15 protein-coding genes are annotated in these 15,830 nt (G+C 61.9%); 5 read left to right on the forward strand and 10 right to left on the reverse strand.

The window, feature by feature from the left end:
* Positions 1–108: 108 nt before the first annotated feature.
* Together V8689_RS25400 and V8689_RS25405 are read right to left on the reverse strand one after the other, a co-directional pair.
* Entirely contained in the window at positions 109–870 is a 762-nt protein-coding gene (locus tag V8689_RS25400; RefSeq protein WP_056791946.1) for a YdcF family protein, read from the reverse strand.
* A 97-nt stretch (positions 871–967) separates the two neighbouring features.
* Positions 968–1,273, reverse strand: coding sequence for a hypothetical protein (locus V8689_RS25405; protein ID WP_020301951.1), 306 nt, complete (start codon positions 1,271–1,273; stop codon positions 968–970).
* Positions 1,274–1,534: 261 nt separating this feature from the next.
* On the opposite strand from V8689_RS25405, the gene leuS reads away from it, so the two are divergent.
* From leuS to V8689_RS25430, 5 genes are all read left to right on the forward strand, one after another.
* Complete coding sequence (gene leuS / locus V8689_RS25410) at positions 1,535–4,141, forward strand: leucine--tRNA ligase (RefSeq protein WP_056791943.1); 2,607 nt, start codon at positions 1,535–1,537, stop codon at positions 4,139–4,141.
* Positions 4,142–4,229: 88 nt separating this feature from the next.
* Positions 4,230–4,835: an LPS assembly lipoprotein LptE gene (gene lptE, locus V8689_RS25415; RefSeq protein WP_014720078.1), complete on the forward strand. Its 606-nt coding sequence runs from the start codon at positions 4,230–4,232 to the stop codon at positions 4,833–4,835.
* 39 nt (positions 4,836–4,874) lie between these two features.
* On the forward strand, positions 4,875–5,912 hold the full coding sequence (gene holA / locus V8689_RS25420; protein WP_056791941.1) for a DNA polymerase III subunit delta: 1,038 nt from the start codon (positions 4,875–4,877) through the stop codon (positions 5,910–5,912).
* Positions 5,913–6,574: 662 nt separating this feature from the next.
* On the forward strand, positions 6,575–6,739 hold the full coding sequence (gene arfA / locus V8689_RS25425) for an alternative ribosome rescue factor ArfA (RefSeq protein ID WP_003176285.1): 165 nt from the start codon (positions 6,575–6,577) through the stop codon (positions 6,737–6,739).
* A 62-nt stretch (positions 6,740–6,801) separates the two neighbouring features.
* Entirely contained in the window at positions 6,802–8,127 is a 1,326-nt protein-coding gene (locus V8689_RS25430) for a lytic murein transglycosylase (protein ID WP_056791939.1), read from the forward strand.
* A 115-nt stretch (positions 8,128–8,242) separates the two neighbouring features.
* On the opposite strand, the gene V8689_RS25435 is transcribed toward V8689_RS25430, so the two are convergent.
* The 8 genes from V8689_RS25435 to rodA form a co-directional block, all read right to left on the reverse strand.
* A complete protein-coding gene (locus V8689_RS25435) occupies positions 8,243–9,163 on the reverse strand; it encodes a S66 peptidase family protein (RefSeq protein WP_056791937.1) in 921 nt (306 codons plus the stop codon).
* Positions 9,164–9,318: 155 nt separating this feature from the next.
* Entirely contained in the window at positions 9,319–10,320 is a 1,002-nt protein-coding gene (gene lipA, locus V8689_RS25440; RefSeq protein ID WP_434520734.1) for a lipoyl synthase, read from the reverse strand.
* A 25-nt stretch (positions 10,321–10,345) separates the two neighbouring features.
* The gene (gene lipB, locus V8689_RS25445; RefSeq protein WP_056791936.1) at positions 10,346–10,993 is read right to left on the reverse strand and encodes a lipoyl(octanoyl) transferase LipB; all 648 of its coding nucleotides are present in this window, start codon (positions 10,991–10,993) and stop codon (positions 10,346–10,348) included.
* Positions 10,993–11,268, reverse strand: a complete 276-nt coding sequence (locus tag V8689_RS25450; protein ID WP_032895158.1) for a DUF493 domain-containing protein — start codon at positions 11,266–11,268, stop codon at positions 10,993–10,995. The genes lipB and V8689_RS25450 overlap by 1 nt, the downstream gene beginning before the upstream one ends.
* An 85-nt stretch (positions 11,269–11,353) precedes the next feature.
* Entirely contained in the window at positions 11,354–12,511 is a 1,158-nt protein-coding gene (locus V8689_RS25455) for a D-alanyl-D-alanine carboxypeptidase family protein (protein WP_014720083.1), read from the reverse strand.
* Between the two features lie 183 nt (positions 12,512–12,694).
* The gene (locus tag V8689_RS25460) at positions 12,695–13,699 is read right to left on the reverse strand and encodes a septal ring lytic transglycosylase RlpA family protein (RefSeq protein ID WP_032895156.1); all 1,005 of its coding nucleotides are present in this window, start codon (positions 13,697–13,699) and stop codon (positions 12,695–12,697) included.
* The gene (gene mltB, locus V8689_RS25465; RefSeq protein ID WP_056791934.1) at positions 13,699–14,709 is read right to left on the reverse strand and encodes a lytic murein transglycosylase B; all 1,011 of its coding nucleotides are present in this window, start codon (positions 14,707–14,709) and stop codon (positions 13,699–13,701) included. Before mltB ends, V8689_RS25460 begins: the two co-directional genes overlap by 1 nt.
* Positions 14,710–14,726: 17 nt before the next feature.
* Positions 14,727–15,830, reverse strand: a complete 1,104-nt coding sequence (gene rodA / locus V8689_RS25470) for a rod shape-determining protein RodA (RefSeq protein ID WP_044268991.1) — start codon at positions 15,828–15,830, stop codon at positions 14,727–14,729.

A 15,830-nucleotide genomic window follows, 5' to 3' on the forward strand; every position in this document is an offset into this window, starting at 1 on the left:
TGTGTAGATACCTATGCTGCGATAGCGGTGTATCAGTGCCCTGAGTGCTCACTGACCCACCGCCATCGCAGGCAAGCCAGCTCCCCCAATTGATCTCCTGTGTTGCACCTATCGGTAGAACAACCGATACCCCACCTGCCCCACCGCCTCATTGATCAACTGCCCGCTTTGCCACACCGCCTTGACGTCTGGCATCCAGCCACCCAGCGGCCGGCCATGATCCACACCCAAAAAGCCCACCGGCCCCGGCACCACGGTGAAGCCGGCTTTCTCAAAGCTCCACACCGAACGCGGCATGTGCCAGGCCTGGGTCACCACCACCACCCGCTTGATGCCTTGAGGCAAAAGAATCTCGGCGCTCATCTGCGCGTTTTCCCAGGTGGTGCGGCTGCGCTCTTCTTTCCAGCGCACGGTGACCCCGAAATCATCCTGCATCGACACCGCCATCAGCTCGGCCTCACTGGGCGGCGTGCCGTAGTGCAAGCCGCCGCTGGTCAGCACCGGCAAACCGGATGCCTTGGCCAGCCGCGCGGCAAAACGCTCACGCTCCAGGCCAATACCGGTGGGCTGGTCGCTGCCCCACGCAATGTCCCCACGCTCGCGCCCCGAGCCCAGCACCACAATCGCGTCGGCACGCTGGGCCAAGGTCGCCCAGTCTTCCCAGGCCAAAGACGGCTCTGTCTCCAGGACGCGCGCGCCCCACTGCACCATCACGGGCAGGCTGATCAACCACATCCCGCCCAGCCCCAGGGCAAAACACAAGCCCGCCAGGCGCGGACGGCTGCGGCGAAACCACCAGGCACACGCCAACAACAGCAGAAAAATACCGGGCGGCAACAACAGTTGTTTAATGAAATAACGAAAAGGCATCGGGCATCTCCAAAGATGCCCGAAGCCTAGATGCAACGGGGTTTTGCAACAATCCTTACCGACAACATTTTGATAACGGTAACGGATGACACGGGGCTCACTTGCACCGCACGGACCGGAAGTTCTCTGGCCCGCGGCCGGTCGCCAGGTCTTTGAGCCAGATGACCTTGGCCGAATGAGCGGGCGGGGAAGCCTGCCCATGGGAGGCGCGGTCGTGATTCAACGCCAGGTAGTTCTTGATCAATTCAAGTTCCGCCTGGCTCAAGCCTCGTAACTCCAGCTCCAGAGGCCGTTCATCACGCAATCGGCCTGCGGTTCTTGCGGCATCCAATGCCCGACCCAAACGGTCGATCAGTCCTTCGTACAATTGCGGTTTCGTTAAAGTTCGCTGCGATTCAACCATCCCCTCACCTCATTGAAGAAATACTTGCTCCCCACTAAACAGCGTAGCCCCCGTTGCTGCGCCTGCCCGGTGCCGCGACAGACGGCCCTTGGCGCGCAATCAGGGTTTCCCTCGATAGAGTGGGGTCATGTATGCTACGGCGCTTCCTGTAACTCCACTTCCCGCAGGGTTTGGGCACGGACGCGCCGCTTCTTGGTGTCGAACAACCCGGACAGTGCACCGAAGAGGATTAGGCCACCCCTATCCAGTTCAAAAGTAGCCATGCACGAACAATATCAGCCCCGTGAAATAGAAAATGCCGCCCAAACCTTCTGGGACGAGCAAAAGTCCTTTGAAGTCAGTGAACAGCCAGGCAAGGAGACTTACTACTGCCTATCGATGTTCCCTTACCCCAGCGGCAAGCTACACATGGGGCACGTGCGCAACTACACCATCGGCGACGTGATTTCGCGCTACCAGCGCATGCTCGGCAAGAACGTGCTGCAACCCATGGGTTGGGACGCCTTCGGCATGCCGGCAGAAAACGCCGCGATGAAAAACAACGTGGCGCCCGCCAAGTGGACGTACGAAAACATCGCCTACATGAAGACCCAGCTGCGCAGCCTGGGCCTGGCGGTGGACTGGTCCCGCGAGGTCACCACCTGCAAGCCCGATTACTACCGTTGGGAACAATGGCTGTTCACTCGCCTGTTCGAAAAAGGGGTGATCTACAAAAAAAGCGGCACCGTGAACTGGGACCCGATCGACCAGACCGTACTGGCTAACGAACAGGTCATCGACGGTCGCGGCTGGCGCTCCGGCGCGCTGATCGAAAAGCGCGAAATCCCGATGTACTACTTCAAGATCACCGCCTACGCGGATGAACTGTTGTCGAGCCTCGACGATCTGCCGGGCTGGCCTGAACAGGTCAAGACCATGCAGCGCAACTGGATCGGCAAATCCAAGGGCATGGAAGTGCAGTTCCCGTACAACGTCGACTCCATCGGCGAAGCGGGCGCGCTCAAGGTGTTCACCACCCGCCCCGACACTCTGATGGGCGCGACCTACGTTGCCGTGGCCGCCGAACACCCGCTGGCCACCCAGGCCGCACAGAACAACCCTGAGCTGCAGGCGTTCATCGCTGAATGCAAAGGCGGCAGCGTGGCCGAAGCCGACGTCGCCACCCAGGAGAAAAAAGGCCTGCCCACCGGCCTGTTCGTCGAGCACCCGTTGACTGGCGAAAAGCTGCCGGTATGGGTCGCCAACTACGTATTGATGCACTACGGCGATGGCGCCGTCATGGCCGTGCCGGCCCACGACGAGCGCGATTTCGAGTTCGCCACCAAGTACAACCTGCCGATCAAGTCGGTCGTGCGCACGAGCTCAGGTGACACCAACCCTGCTCCGTGGCAAGACGCCTACGGCGAGCACGGCACGCTGATCAACTCCGGCGAATTCGACGGCCTGGATTTCCAGGGTGCGTTCGACGCCATGGAAGTGGCCCTGATCAAGAAAAACCTCGGCGCCTCGCGCACCCAGTTCCGCCTGCGCGACTGGGGCATCAGCCGCCAGCGCTACTGGGGCTGCCCGATCCCGATCATCCACTGCCAAACCTGCGGTGACGTGCCAGTGCCAGAAGACCAACTGCCGGTCGTGTTGCCAGAAGACGTGGTACCAGACGGCGCTGGCTCGCCGTTGGCACGCATGCCTGAGTTCTACGAGTGCAGTTGCCCTAAATGCGGCGCGCCGGCCAAGCGTGAAACCGACACCATGGACACCTTCGTGGAGTCCTCGTGGTACTACGCTCGTTATGCCTCGCCGCACTATGAAGGTGGCCTGGTGGAGAAATCCGCAGCCGACCATTGGTTGCCGGTGGATCAGTACATCGGTGGCATCGAACACGCCATCCTCCACCTGCTGTATGCGCGCTTTTTCCATAAGCTGATGCGTGACGAAGGCCTGGTGAGCTCCGATGAGCCGTTCAAGAACCTGCTGACCCAGGGCATGGTGATCGCCGACACTTACTATCGTCGCGAAGCCAATGGCGCCTACACCTGGTTCAACCCGGCGGATGTCGAGCTTGAGCGTGACAGCAAGGCCAAGGTCATCAGCGCCAAGTTGAAAGCCGACGGTCTGCCGGTGGAAATCGGCGGCACCGAGAAGATGGCCAAGTCCAAGAACAACGGCGTCGACCCTCAGTCGATGATCGACCAGTTCGGCGCCGACACCTGCCGCCTGTTCATGATGTTTGCCTCGCCGCCCGATATGAGCGCCGAATGGTCCGACTCGGGTGTCGAAGGCTCGCACCGTTTCCTCAAGCGCGTCTGGCGCCTGGCCCACGCCCATGTCAGCCAGGGCCTGCCGGGCAAGCTGGATATCGGCGCCTTGAACGACGAGCAAAAAGCCGTGCGTCGCAGCATCCACCTGGCTATCCGCCAGGCCAGCCAGGACGTCGGGCAGAACCACAAATTCAACACCGCCATCGCTCAGGTGATGACGCTGATGAACGTGCTGGAAAAAGCCCCGCAGGCGACCGAACAAGACCGTGCGCTGATTCAGGAAGGCCTGGAAACAGTTACCCTGTTGCTCGCACCAATCACGCCGCACATCAGCCATGAACTGTGGAGCCGCCTGGGCCACAGCGGTGCCGTCATCGATGCCGCCTGGCCGGTGCAGGATGACAGCGCCCTGGTTCAGGACACGCTGCAACTGGTCATCCAGGTTAACGGTAAACTGCGTGGCCAGATCGACATGCCGGCCAGCGCCAGCCGTGAAGAGGTTGAAGCGGCTGCACGTATCAATGAGAACGTGCTGCGCTTTACCGAGGGCCTGACCATCCGCAAGGTGATCGTGGTGCCTGGCAAACTGGTCAATATCGTCGCCAGCTAAATCGGATCGGGCGCGGGGCTTGGGCTCCGCGCCGAACTAAACCTTTAGGGCCCGAGAAGGCCCACCTGGTTTCAAGGGGAGCAACAAAATGATCAAACGCAATCTGCTGGTTATGGGCCTTGCCGTGCTGTTGAGCGCTTGCGGCTTCCAGCTGCGCGGCACCGGCACCAATGAGCTGTCGCTCAAGGAACTCGACGTCAGCGCCCGCAACGCCTACGGCGAAACCGTCACCCAGCTGCGCCAGACCCTGGAAAACAGCGGTGTGCACGTGTACAACGGCGCCACCTACAAACTGATCCTGACGGATGAGCGCGAAACCCAGCGCAATATCAGCTACGCCAGTGCTGGCCGTGCGTCCGACGTCGAGCTGAACACGGCGCTGATGTTCGAAATACAAGGCCGTGATCAGCTGCCGCTGATGGGTGACAAGATCCAGGTGCAGAAAGTCGTGAGCCACGATGGCAACAACCTGGTGGGTTCGGACTCCGAGACTATCCAGGTGCGCAAGGAAATGCGTCGTGAGCTGATCCAGCGCATGATGACTCGCCTGCAAATGCTCACCCCGGAAAAACTGGCTGAGCTGCAGCAAGTGGCCGACAACAAGGCCAAGGCTGACGCCGACGCCCTGAAAGCCGCGCAGGAATATGAAGACAACACGCCGAAACAGTCGCCTGTTGAAGTCCCTGTCGAGTAAGCCAGACGGGGCGCCCCTGGCGCCCCGTTCGCCCCGCCTATGAAACTTACCCCCGCCCAACTCGCCAAACACCTGCAAGGTGGCCTTGCGCCTGTGTATATCGTCAGCGGCGATGACCCGTTGCTGTGCCAGGAAGCGGCCGACGCTATCCGCACCGCCGCACGCCAACAGGGCTTCGATGAACGCCAGGTGTTCAGTGCCGACGCCAGTTTCGACTGGGGCACGCTGCTGCAAGCTGGCGCGAGCATGTCGCTGTTTGCCGAAAAACGCCTGCTGGAACTGCGCCTGCCCTCGGGCAAGCCGGGCGATAAAGGCGCGGCGGCCCTGATGGAATACTGCTCGCGCCCTGCCGAAGACACCGTGTTGCTGATCAGCCTGCCCAAGCTCGACGGCAGCGCGCAGAAAACCAAGTGGGGCAAGGCCCTGGTCGAAGGTCCACAGACTCAGTTCATCCAGATCTGGCCGGTGGACAGCAACCAGTTGCCGCAGTGGATTCGCCAGCGCCTGTCCCAATCAGGCCTGGCGGCGACACAGGATGCCGTGGAGCTGATCGCCGCTCGGGTCGAGGGCAACCTGCTTGCCGCCGCCCAGGAGATCGAAAAGCTCAAGTTGATGGCTGAAGACGGGCAGATCACCGTCGAAACCGTGCAAGGCGCAGTGGCCGATAGCGCGCGCTTTGATGTGTTCGGCCTGGTGGACGCCATCCTCAACGGCGAGCCCGCCCACGCCCTGCGCATGCTCGAAGGCCTGCGCGGCGAAGGGGTGGAACCGCCGGTGATCCTGTGGGCCCTGGCCCGTGAGCTGCGCGTGTTGGCGAACATTGCCCTGCAATACAGCCAGGGCACCCCGCTGGACAAATGCTTCAGCCAGGCCCGCCCACCGGTGTGGGACAAACGCAAACCCCTGATGAGCAAAGCCCTGCAACGGCACTCGGCGCAACGCTGGGCGCAACTGCTGCTGGAAGCACAGCGCATCGACGCACAAATCAAAGGCCAGGCAGCCGGCTCGCCGTGGATGAGCCTGAGCCGTCTGTCGCTGCTGATGGCCGGCCAGCGCCTGGCGTTGCCTGCCGAGTAACCCCCTCTGTACCACCCCACAAAACCCTGTGGGAGCTGGCTTGCCTGCGATGGCGGCGGGCCAGCTGGCCCATTTGCTCCTGACGCAGCTCTGTAGCGTTCAACAGTAACCACGATGCGAAGCGAGCCGCTCTTGATCTTGATCTGCTTTTGATCTCAGGCGCCCCGTTAAACCACGCTGGCCGGAATTCGACAGGGATTTGGGGGGTAAACCGGCAGGGATGCCGGTTTAGCCGCCCCGCGCCATGGATGGCGCGTGGCGGCGCCCCCCCAAATCACTGGCGGATTACGGGCACACCGAGCCTAAGCGAGGTGCCGAGTGGTGGGGCGAGGACCTTTTGGTTACTTTTGGGTCCTTCCAAAAGTGACCCGCTGTCAGAGCGGAACCCTAGGTGGCCGTTACCGCAGCAATGGATATGTACACAATCCAACTGTGTTGACTGCCAGGCCGCCTTCGCAGGCAAGCCAGCTCCCACAGTTTGATCGCGGGGCGGAAGGTAGATAAGTGTCGGCTGTCAGGCCGTCGGCGGGAGCAAGCCCCCGCATGGACTCTGCCCACCGCTTATTTGCGACATTTCCCACCTATCGCCGGGCTTTACAGCCAGCCCACTTCGGCAGATGATTTGCACCGCTGCATTCCCCCCCCAAGCGAGAGAACCCACCATGAGCAAAAAGCCATCCAAGCATGGCCCCAACAAGGCCAAATCCATCATCGCCCAGCCACTGTTCCGCAGCCGTCAGGAACGCGCCGGCAAGGGCAAAGGCAGCTACCGCCGCGAAGCCTTCCAGTCTAATAGCTGGGAGGCTTCTTACTTTCTGGCTGCCTGAAGGCAAGCGCCCCTCTGGCATGATAAGGTCTGTACCTGATTTGTAACCCCCTGGACCTGTGCATGCCCTCTAGTCTTTCTCGTCGTTGGCACCTACGCCAATTGATCGCTGCCTCCAGCCTCATTCTGCTCGTCGCCTGCGCCGAAAAGCCCACCGCTGCGGACGCTCAGCCTCTGCCCAAGCTCCAGACGGCACCGGCTATCGCGCCTGCGGTGGTTGCCCCATTGGCGGTGGACAATCTCGATATCCAACCCACCCAGACCTTTGCCGAATGGCAGGCCGGTTTTCGCGCACAGGCCCTGCAAGCCGGGATTACACCCGCGGTGTTCGATAACGCCTTTGCCGGCGTCACCCCCGATATGGCGGTGATTCGTGCCGACCGCAGCCAGCCAGAGTTTTCCCGCCCGGTGTGGGAATACATCGAGGGCGCCCTGTCGCCGCTGCGCGTGCGCAATGGCCAGGCGTTGCTGGTCAAGTACGCCGATATCCTGCAGCGCATCGAAGAGCGCTATGGCGTTGACCGCCAGGCACTGGTCTCGGTGTGGGGCATGGAAAGCAACTTTGGCCAGTTCCAGGGCAATAACTCGGTAATCCGTTCCCTGGCCACCCTGGCTTACGAAGGCCGTCGCCCGGCCTTTGCACAAGCACAGTTGCTGGCAGCTCTGCAGATCATCCAGCATGGCGATATCCAGGCCGACCAGATGAAAGGTTCCTGGGCCGGGGCGATGGGCCAGACCCAGTTCATCCCGACCACCTACAACACCCACGCCGTGGACTTCGACGGTGACGGTCGCCGCGATATCTGGAACAGCCCGGGCGATGCCCTCGCCTCTACCGCGCACTACCTGCAAAGCTCCGGCTGGCAAAAAGGCCAGCCATGGGGCGTTGAAGTGCAGCCGCTGCCGTCGGGCTTCGACTACAGCCTGGCCGATGGCGGCGTGCGCAAGACCGTGGCGCAATGGCTGCAACTGGGCATCCAACTCCCCCCTGGCGTGAGCCTGCCGGCGAATGTCGACCAACTGTCCGCCGCCCTGCTGCTGCCGGCCGGCTACCGTGGCCCGGCGTTCCTGGTGCTGGATAACTTCCGCGCAATCCTCAAGTACAACAACTCGTCGTCTTATGCACTGGCGGTTGGCTTGCTGTCGGAGCGATTTGGCGGCGGCGGTGTAATTCGGGGCAGTTGGCCCAAAGATGAGCTGCCACTGAGCCGTTCGCAACGCATTGACCTGCAGACGGCGCTCAGCGCCAAGGGGTACGACGCGGGTAATGCTGACGGGATTATTGGCGCCAACACGCGCAAGGCGATTCGGGCGGCGCAGCAAGCGTTGGGCTGGCCGGCGGATGGGTATCCGACGGTGAAGTTGCTGGAGTCGTTGCAGAACCGCTGAAGTGATCGCTCCCACGCTCTGCGTGGGAGCGCTGCCTTGGACGCTCCGCGTCCGCGGCTGAAGAGGGTGACGCAGAGCGTCACTGGAGGCATTCCCACGCAGAGCGTGGGAACGATCAAGCCTTGAAGACTACATCCTGCTCCAACACCACCCGCTGCTCCCCCGCATCCAGGCGCACCAAGGCGCCCATCGGCAGTGTCAGGTTCGGGTCGCAGTGCCCACTGCGCCAGCCCGCCAGCACCGGAATGCACAGCGGCGCAAAGGTCTGCTTGAGCAGACGCGCCAACGCCAGGTTATCCACACCGGCCACATCCCCTACCAGCACACCGGCAACGTGAGCCAGCTTGCCAGCCAACCGCAAGTGAGTCAGCAATCGGTCGATGCGATAGAGCGGTTCGTTGACGTCTTCGATAAACAGGATGATGCCATCGGCGTCTAGTTCGTACGGCGTGCCCATGACCGCAGCAATCATCGACAAGTTACCGCCCAGCAAGCGCCCACAGGCCACACCTGGCTCGATTGTGGTCAGCGGGTAGGCCATCGGGTGCGGCAGCACGCTGCCGGCGCCCCGTTGGCCACGCAGCAGGCTGAACAGGGAGGACTCGGTGGGCGGCTGTTTGCCGCCGAGCAGGTCGGCATTGAGCATCGGGCCGTGGAACGTCACAAAGCCCGCGTAGCGGTTGATCGCCAAGTGCAAGGCGGTGATATCGCTGTAGCCCACGAACGGCTTGGGGTTGGCGCGTAGCAGATCGAAGTCCAGCGCGTCGAGCAAACGGGGCGTGCCATAGCCGCCACGCAGGCAAAGGATGGCATCGATGTCGGGGTTGGCGAAGGCGGCATGCAAATCCCGCAGGCGCACTTCATCGCTACCGGCCAGGTAGCCGTCGCGCTCGTGCACCCCAGGGAAAATATGCAGGTCGTAGCCACGGGCACGCATCCATTGCCGAGCTTTTTCAACATCCAGCTCGGCGGGGCCGGCGGGGGCGATCAGGCCGAGGGTGCCTTCGGGGGGCAGTGCAGGTACGGCGGCACTCATCCATGGTTCTCCCAATATGACGCAGAACGAAATGTGGGAGCTGGCTTGCCTGCGATGCAAGCGCCTCGGTGTGTCAGTGACACCGAGGTGATGCTATCGCAGGCAAGCCAGCTCCCACACAGGCCAGCATTTGCGCACCGATTTTGCGGTGCTGTTTACGAAACCAGGCTCGCCTTGACCAGCTTGGCCTGCTCATCGGCGTGGTACGAAGACCGCACCAACGGGCCCGAGGCCACGTTCTTGAAGCCCATCTTGTAGCCTTCCTCCGCGAACCAGGCGAAGGTGTCCGGGTGCACGAAGCGTTGCACCGGCAAGTGGCTGCGGGACGGTTGCAGGTATTGGCCCAGGGTCAGCATGTCGATGTAGTGTTCGCGCATGCGCTTCATGACTTCGATGACTTCTTCGTCGGTCTCACCCAGACCCAGCATCAAGCCGGACTTGGTTGGAATGTGCGGCATCATCTGCTTGAACTTCTGCAGCAGGGTCAGCGACCACTGGTAGTCCGAACCCGGGCGCGCAGCCTTGTACAGGCGCGGCACGGTTTCCAGGTTGTGGTTGAACACATCCGGCGGCTCGGCAGCGGTGATTTCCAGAGCGACGTCCATACGGCCACGGTAGTCCGGCACCAGCGTTTCGAGCATCACGTTCGGCGACAGCTTGCGGATCTCGCGGATGCAGTCGGCAAAGTGCTGGGCACCGCCGTCACGCAGGTCGTCGCGGTCTACGGAGGTGATCACCACGTACTTGAGTTTGAGGTCGGCGATGGCGATGGCCAGGCTTTCTGGCTCGTTGACGTCTAACGGCTTCGGACGGCCGTGGCCGACGTCGCAGAACGGGCAACGACGGGTGCAGATGTCACCCATGATCATGAAGGTGGCGGTGCCGCCAGAGAAGCACTCGCCCAGGTTCGGGCAGGACGCTTCTTCGCATACGCTGTGCAGCTTGTGTTTGCGCAGCAGCGACTTGATACGGTCGACTTCGGGCGAAACCGGGATGCGCACGCGAATCCAGTCGGGTTTCTTCGGAAGTTCGGTGGTCGGGATGATCTTGACCGGGATGCGTGCAACCTTCTCGGCGCCGCGCAGCTTGACGCCGGCTTCCACCTTGGCACGCGGGGCCGGGGCTGGACGCTCAGTGATGTCCAGCGTCGGGATCATGGTTTGCACAACATCAGTAGTCATATCAATCGATTCCGCCCGTCAGGGTCGTCTGCTCTGCATAGTCGAGGTGTTTGACGAGCTGCGCGCGCAGCCGGGCACTTACCTCGGCAAATTCAATGGATGTTGCATGGTCACTCAACTGGGTCATCGCAAGCCCGGCGTAACCGCACGGGTTGATGCGCCGGAACGGCGCCAGGTCCATGTCCACATTCAAGGCCAGGCCATGAAAGGAACAACCGTGGCGAATGCGCAGCCCCAGGGAGGCGATTTTCGCGCCATCCACGTACACACCTGGCGCATCGGGCTTGGCCACGGCGGTCACGCCGTAACTGGCCAACAGCTCGATCAGGCACGTCTCCATGCGGCTGACCAGGTCGCGCACGCCAAACCCCAGCTTGCGCACGTCCAGCAGCAGGTAAGCCACCAGTTGACCGGGCCCATGGTAAGTCACTTGCCCCCCTCGGTCGACCTGCACCACCGGAATATCACCCGGCAGCAGCAAGTGCTCGGCCTTGCCGGCCTGGCCCTGGGTGAAGACCGGCGGGTGTTCCACCAGCCAGATTTCATCCGGGGCCGAGGTGCCGCGCTCATTGGTAAAGCGCTGCATGGCATGCCAGACCGGCTCATAGGCCATCCGGCCGAGCTCGCGAAAGCCCAGGACGTGCGACATCACAGCACCATGTGCACGAAGCCGGTGGCCCGCAGTTCGCTGTTGATGTCGTAGAGCTGGTCTTGACCGGTCGCAACGATGTGCAACTGGATCGTGGTGTATTTGCCGGTAGAGCTTGATCGCTCATCCACACGCTGATCGTTGATCGTCGCGTGTTTACGCACGATCCCGAGAATCAGGTCTTTACGGCCGACACCAGTATCGCTGATTACCTTGATGGGATAGTCCACCACCGGGAATTCGATCTTTGGCGCCTTTACTTCTTTATCGGTCATGGCAGAACAGCCTCGTAAGCGCTAAGCCGTGGCGACGGGCAAAGCCCCGCGTTGGATCAACGCGGGGCTTTGCAGGTGCACACAATCAGTTGAACAAGCCGTAGAAGAATAGACGGATGCTATCCCATACGCGGCGGAAGATACCACCTTCCTCGACAGCGTCCAGCGCGATCAGGTCGGCGCTGTGCACCACCTTGTCGTCCAGCTTGACTTCAACCTTACCGATCACATCACCCTTGGCGATTGGCGCAACCAATTGCGGGTTCAGGGTCATGCTGGCGGCGAGCTTTTTGAGCTGGCCTTTAGGCATGGTCAGGGTCAGGTCGTCGGCCAGGCCGGCCTTGACTTGCGAAGTCGAGCCCTTCCACACCGGCGCGGTCGCCAGCTCAGCACCCTTCTGGTAGAAGGTTTGGGTTTCGAAGAAGCGGAAGCCGTAAGTCAGCAGTTTTTGCGTCTCGGCCGCACGGGCCTGCTCGCTGTTGGTGCCGAATACCACGGCGATCAGGCGCTGGCCATCACGTACGGCGGACGACACCATGCAGTAGCCGGCTTCGTCGGTGTGGCCGGTTTTCAGGCCATCGACGGTCTTGTCGCGCCACAGCAACAGGTTGCGGTTAGGCTGCTTGATGTTGTTCCAGAAGAACTCCTTCTGGGAGTAGATCGCGTAGTGCACCGGGTCAACGCGGATGATCGCGCGCGCCAGGATCGCCATGTCGTGAGCCGACGAATAGTGCTCTGGGTTTGGCAGGCCAGTCGGGTTCATGAAGTGGCTGTTGGTCATGCCCAGCTCGCCGGCGGTTTTGTTCATCATGTCGGCGAAGGCGTCTTCGCTGCCGGCGATGTGCTCGGCCAGGGCGACGCTGGCGTCGTTACCGGACTGGATGATGATGCCGTGCAGCAGGTCGCTCACGGTGACTTGCGAACCCACCTTGATGAACATCCGCGAACCACCGGTACGCCAGGCGTTTTCGCTGACGGTCACCGGGTCGTTTTCGCCGATCTGGCCGCGACGGATTTCCAGGGTCGCGATGTAGGCGGTCATCAGCTTGGTCAGGCTGGCAGGTGGCAGGCGTACATCACCGCCGTTTTCGACCAGCACGTTGCCACTGGCGGCGTCCATCAGGACCCAGGACTTGGCGGCCAGTTGCGGGGAGGCCGGCACCATTTCAACCGCCCAGGCGGCTGGGGTGATGATCAGCGAGATAAGCAGGCACGTACGTTTGGCTAAGGTGGTGATGTTCATCCGTCTCTCGAAATTGCTTATGGAAACTTGCCCTCGCGGGCAAAACTATTCAGACAGCCCGCTTCCAGACTGTCACGTGTTCGGTTGCCCGCTCACCCCTTGCCCCTGGGTTTTTATTGTTCAACGAGCCAACAACCAGGGTTCAAGCGCGCAAGCGCGCCTGAGCCATCAAACCGTTACTGCTTATTCTGCGGTGACCACGCTGGGTTGCCCCAGGTTGGCCAGGCGTACGCTGTTCTGCACTTGCGCCACCTCGCTCGGCGAGCCGATCGGGCCCATGCGTACACGGTGCAACGTTTGCTGGTTACGCACGATGGAGCTGATGAAAACCGGCGCACTGACCATGCCGCTGAGCTTGGACCTTAACAGTTCTGCCGCATCCGGGTTGGCGAAAGCGCCGACCTGCAGGTATTGCCCACCGGCCATGGAGGCGCCCGCTGCCGCATGCGGTACCACCACGGTATCAGGCGCGTGCTGCGCCGGTGGCGGCGTCCATTGCTCGATCTTGCCGGTGGAGGCCGTCACTTGCGGTTGCGGGGTTGGCGGTTCGTTGAGCATCAACGGCGCTGGCTTGCCACGCTGGGCCCAGTACTGCGCCGGGTCGATGCCTTCGACTTTGACCCGGGCGGTGCCGGTTTCGGCGTAACCGAGTTTCTTGGCGGCCGCGTAGGACAAGTCGATGATGCGGTCCGAATAGAACGGCCCACGGTCATTGACCCGCAGGATCACGGTGCGGTTGTTGTCCAGGTTGGTCACGCGCACATAGCTGGGCAGCGGCAGGGTCTTGTGGGCCGCGCTCATGCCATACAGGTCATACACTTCGCCGTTGGCGGTGTTCTGGCCATGGAACTTGGTGCCGTACCAGGACGCGGTGCCAGACTGCACGTAGGTTTTGGATTCCTGCAGCGGGAAGTAATTCTTGCCCAGCACGGTATAGGGGTTGGCCTTGTACGGGCCGGTGTGCAGGGTCGGCGTGGCGTCCGGAATTTTCGAGACATCCACATCCCACCACGGCGCGCCGTCTTTGTGCGCGCGGTTGATGTCCAGGCCCGGTTGGGCGCGGACCACCGCACCGCCCGCCTTCTTGGCCGGCGCACGGTTAGGCGTGGTGGAACAACTGGCTACCAACAAGGACAACGCGGCGAACGCCACCAGCTTGAGCGGTTTTTTGAACGGCGATACCCGCATTACTTGTTGCCCCGTGCTTGAACCAGCTCATCTGACAGCTGATGCACGGCCATGGCGTACATCACACTGCGGTTATAACGCGTGATTGCGTAAAAATTCTTCAGGCCCATCCAGTATTCAGGGCCATTTGCGCCTTCCAGGCGGAATGCCGTCACCGGCATGTCATCGCGTGGCGCATTCTGACTCGACCAGCCCAGCGCTCGCAACTCCCCAACGGTCTTGACCGGTTCGATACCTTGGGTCAGGCCCTCGTCGGCGCGCTCGCCCGTGACATCGGCGCGGACAACCACCGGCTCGCCGGCCACCCAACCGTGGCGCTTGAAGTAGCTGGCCACGCTGCCGATGGCATCGTCGGGGTTGCTCCAGATATTGATGTGCCCGTCACCGTCGAAATCCACCGCATAGGCGCGAAAGCTGCTCGGCATGAACTGCGGCAAGCCCATCGCCCCGGCGTAGGAGCCCTTGAGGCTCAGCGGGTCGACCTGCTCTTCGCGGGCCAGCAACAGGAATTCGCGCAGCTCCTTGCGGAAGAACTCGGCGCGGGGCGGGTAATCGAAGCCCAGGGTCGACAAGGCGTCGATCACCCGATAGCTGCCGGTGTTGCGCCCGTAAAAGGTTTCGATGCCGATGATCGAGACGATCACCTGGGCCGGCACGCCGTACTCTTGCTCGGCGCGGGCCAGGACTGCCTCGTGCTGGCGCCAGAAATCCACGCCGCGGGCGATGCGCGCATCAGTGAGGAACATCGGGCGATAGTCCTTCCACTGCTTGACGCGTTCGGCGGGCCGGGAAATGGCGTCGAGGATCGCCTGCTTTTTCTGGGCTTCGCGGAACACGCCCATCAGTTGCTCGCCGGCAAAACCGTAGTCGCGGGTCAGCTCACCGACAAATTCGGCAACCTGGGGAGAGCCATCGTAGTCACCGGCCTGCGCCTCTTGCGTTGCCCCCAGCAGCCCGATCAGGCCCATCCAGGTCGCATGCCGAGTCGCCCAGCCGCGCATTACTTGCATTGACATCTTCACCTTATTCAAACCTGTGCGATCCACTTGCGATGCGTATGAATCGACATCAAAACCCCAAACGCTGACAGCAATGTCACCAGCGAAGTTCCGCCGTAGCTAATGAATGGCAACGGCACCCCAACCACCGGCAGCAGGCCACTGACCATACCGATGTTGACGAAAACGTAAACAAAAAAAGTCATGGTCAGGCTGCCGGCGAGCAATTTGCCGAACAGCGTCTGCGCCTGGGCCGTGATCACCAGGCCGCGACCAATCAACAGCAGATAGATCAGCAACAACGCGCAAATGCCCACCAGGCCGAACTCTTCGCCCATCACCGCGATGATGAAGTCGGTGTGGCTCTCGGGCAAGAAGTCCAGGTGGGACTGGGTGCCCAGCAACCAGCCCTTGCCAAATACCCCGCCGGAACCAATGGCCGCCTTGGACTGGATGATGTTCCAGCCGGTGCCCAGCGGGTCGCTCTCCGGGTCGAGGAACGTGAGGATCCGTTGCTTCTGATAGTCGTGCATAAAGAAGAACCACATGGCCACGGCCACGGGCACGGCGGCGGCCAGCACGCTGAGGATCCAGCGCCAGCGCAATCCGCCCATGAACAGCACGAATGCGCCACCGGCGAGGATCAGCAACGAGGTGCCCAGATCCGGCTGGCGCACGATCAGCACGAAGGGCACGCCGATCAGGATCAGGCTGATCGCCACGTGTTTGAGCTGCGGCGGCAAGGTGCGCTTGGACAGGTACCAGGCAATGGTGGCCGGCATCAGGATCTTCATGAATTCCGACGGCTGGAAGCGAATCACCCCGGGGATGTTGATCCAGCGTGTGGCGCCCATGGCGTTGTGGCCCATAACGTCCACCACCACCAGCAGCAACACGCCGGCGACATAGCCCAAGGGCACCCAGCGCGCCATGAAGCGCGGCTCCAGTTGAGCGATCACCACCATCGACAGCAGGCCCAGGCCAAACGAGGACGCCTGCTTGATCAGCAAGTCCCAGTTCTTGCCGCTGGCCGAATACAGCACAAACAGGCTGCCAGCCGCCAGGGTCAGCAACAGGATCAGCAAGGGGCCATCAATGTGCATGCGTTGCAGCAACGTCGCACGGCGACGCAT

The organism is Pseudomonas sp. AK181, assembly GCF_051122975.1.
Taxonomy (GTDB): domain Bacteria; phylum Pseudomonadota; class Gammaproteobacteria; order Pseudomonadales; family Pseudomonadaceae; genus Aquipseudomonas; species Aquipseudomonas lactis.

What these genes read in the sequence shown, in the direction of transcription:
- V8689_RS25400 (WP_056791946.1), bottom strand. Translation starts at nt 870, where the DNA reads ATGCCTTTTCGTTATTTCATTAAACAACTGTTGTTGCCGCCCGGTATT.
- V8689_RS25405 (WP_020301951.1), bottom strand. Translation starts at nt 1,273, where the DNA reads ATGGTTGAATCGCAGCGAACTTTAACGAAACCGCAATTGTACGAAGGA.
- V8689_RS25435 (WP_056791937.1), bottom strand. Translation starts at nt 9,163, where the DNA reads ATGAGTGCCGCCGTACCTGCACTGCCCCCCGAAGGCACCCTCGGCCTG.
- leuS (WP_056791943.1), top strand. Translation starts at nt 1,535, where the DNA reads ATGCACGAACAATATCAGCCCCGTGAAATAGAAAATGCCGCCCAAACC.
- lipB (WP_056791936.1), bottom strand. Translation starts at nt 10,993, where the DNA reads ATGTCGCACGTCCTGGGCTTTCGCGAGCTCGGCCGGATGGCCTATGAG.
- V8689_RS25455 (WP_014720083.1), bottom strand. Translation starts at nt 12,511, where the DNA reads ATGAACATCACCACCTTAGCCAAACGTACGTGCCTGCTTATCTCGCTG.
- V8689_RS25430 (WP_056791939.1), top strand. Translation starts at nt 6,802, where the DNA reads ATGCCCTCTAGTCTTTCTCGTCGTTGGCACCTACGCCAATTGATCGCT.
- rodA (WP_044268991.1), bottom strand. Translation starts at nt 15,830, where the DNA reads ATGCGTCGCCGTGCGACGTTGCTGCAACGCATGCACATTGATGGCCCC.
- holA (WP_056791941.1), top strand. Translation starts at nt 4,875, where the DNA reads ATGAAACTTACCCCCGCCCAACTCGCCAAACACCTGCAAGGTGGCCTT.
- lipA (WP_434520734.1), bottom strand. Translation starts at nt 10,320, where the DNA reads ATGATCCCGACGCTGGACATCACTGAGCGTCCAGCCCCGGCCCCGCGT.
- mltB (WP_056791934.1), bottom strand. Translation starts at nt 14,709, where the DNA reads ATGCAAGTAATGCGCGGCTGGGCGACTCGGCATGCGACCTGGATGGGC.
- arfA (WP_003176285.1), top strand. Translation starts at nt 6,575, where the DNA reads ATGAGCAAAAAGCCATCCAAGCATGGCCCCAACAAGGCCAAATCCATC.
- lptE (WP_014720078.1), top strand. Translation starts at nt 4,230, where the DNA reads ATGATCAAACGCAATCTGCTGGTTATGGGCCTTGCCGTGCTGTTGAGC.
- V8689_RS25450 (WP_032895158.1), bottom strand. Translation starts at nt 11,268, where the DNA reads ATGACCGATAAAGAAGTAAAGGCGCCAAAGATCGAATTCCCGGTGGTG.
- V8689_RS25460 (WP_032895156.1), bottom strand. Translation starts at nt 13,699, where the DNA reads ATGCGGGTATCGCCGTTCAAAAAACCGCTCAAGCTGGTGGCGTTCGCC.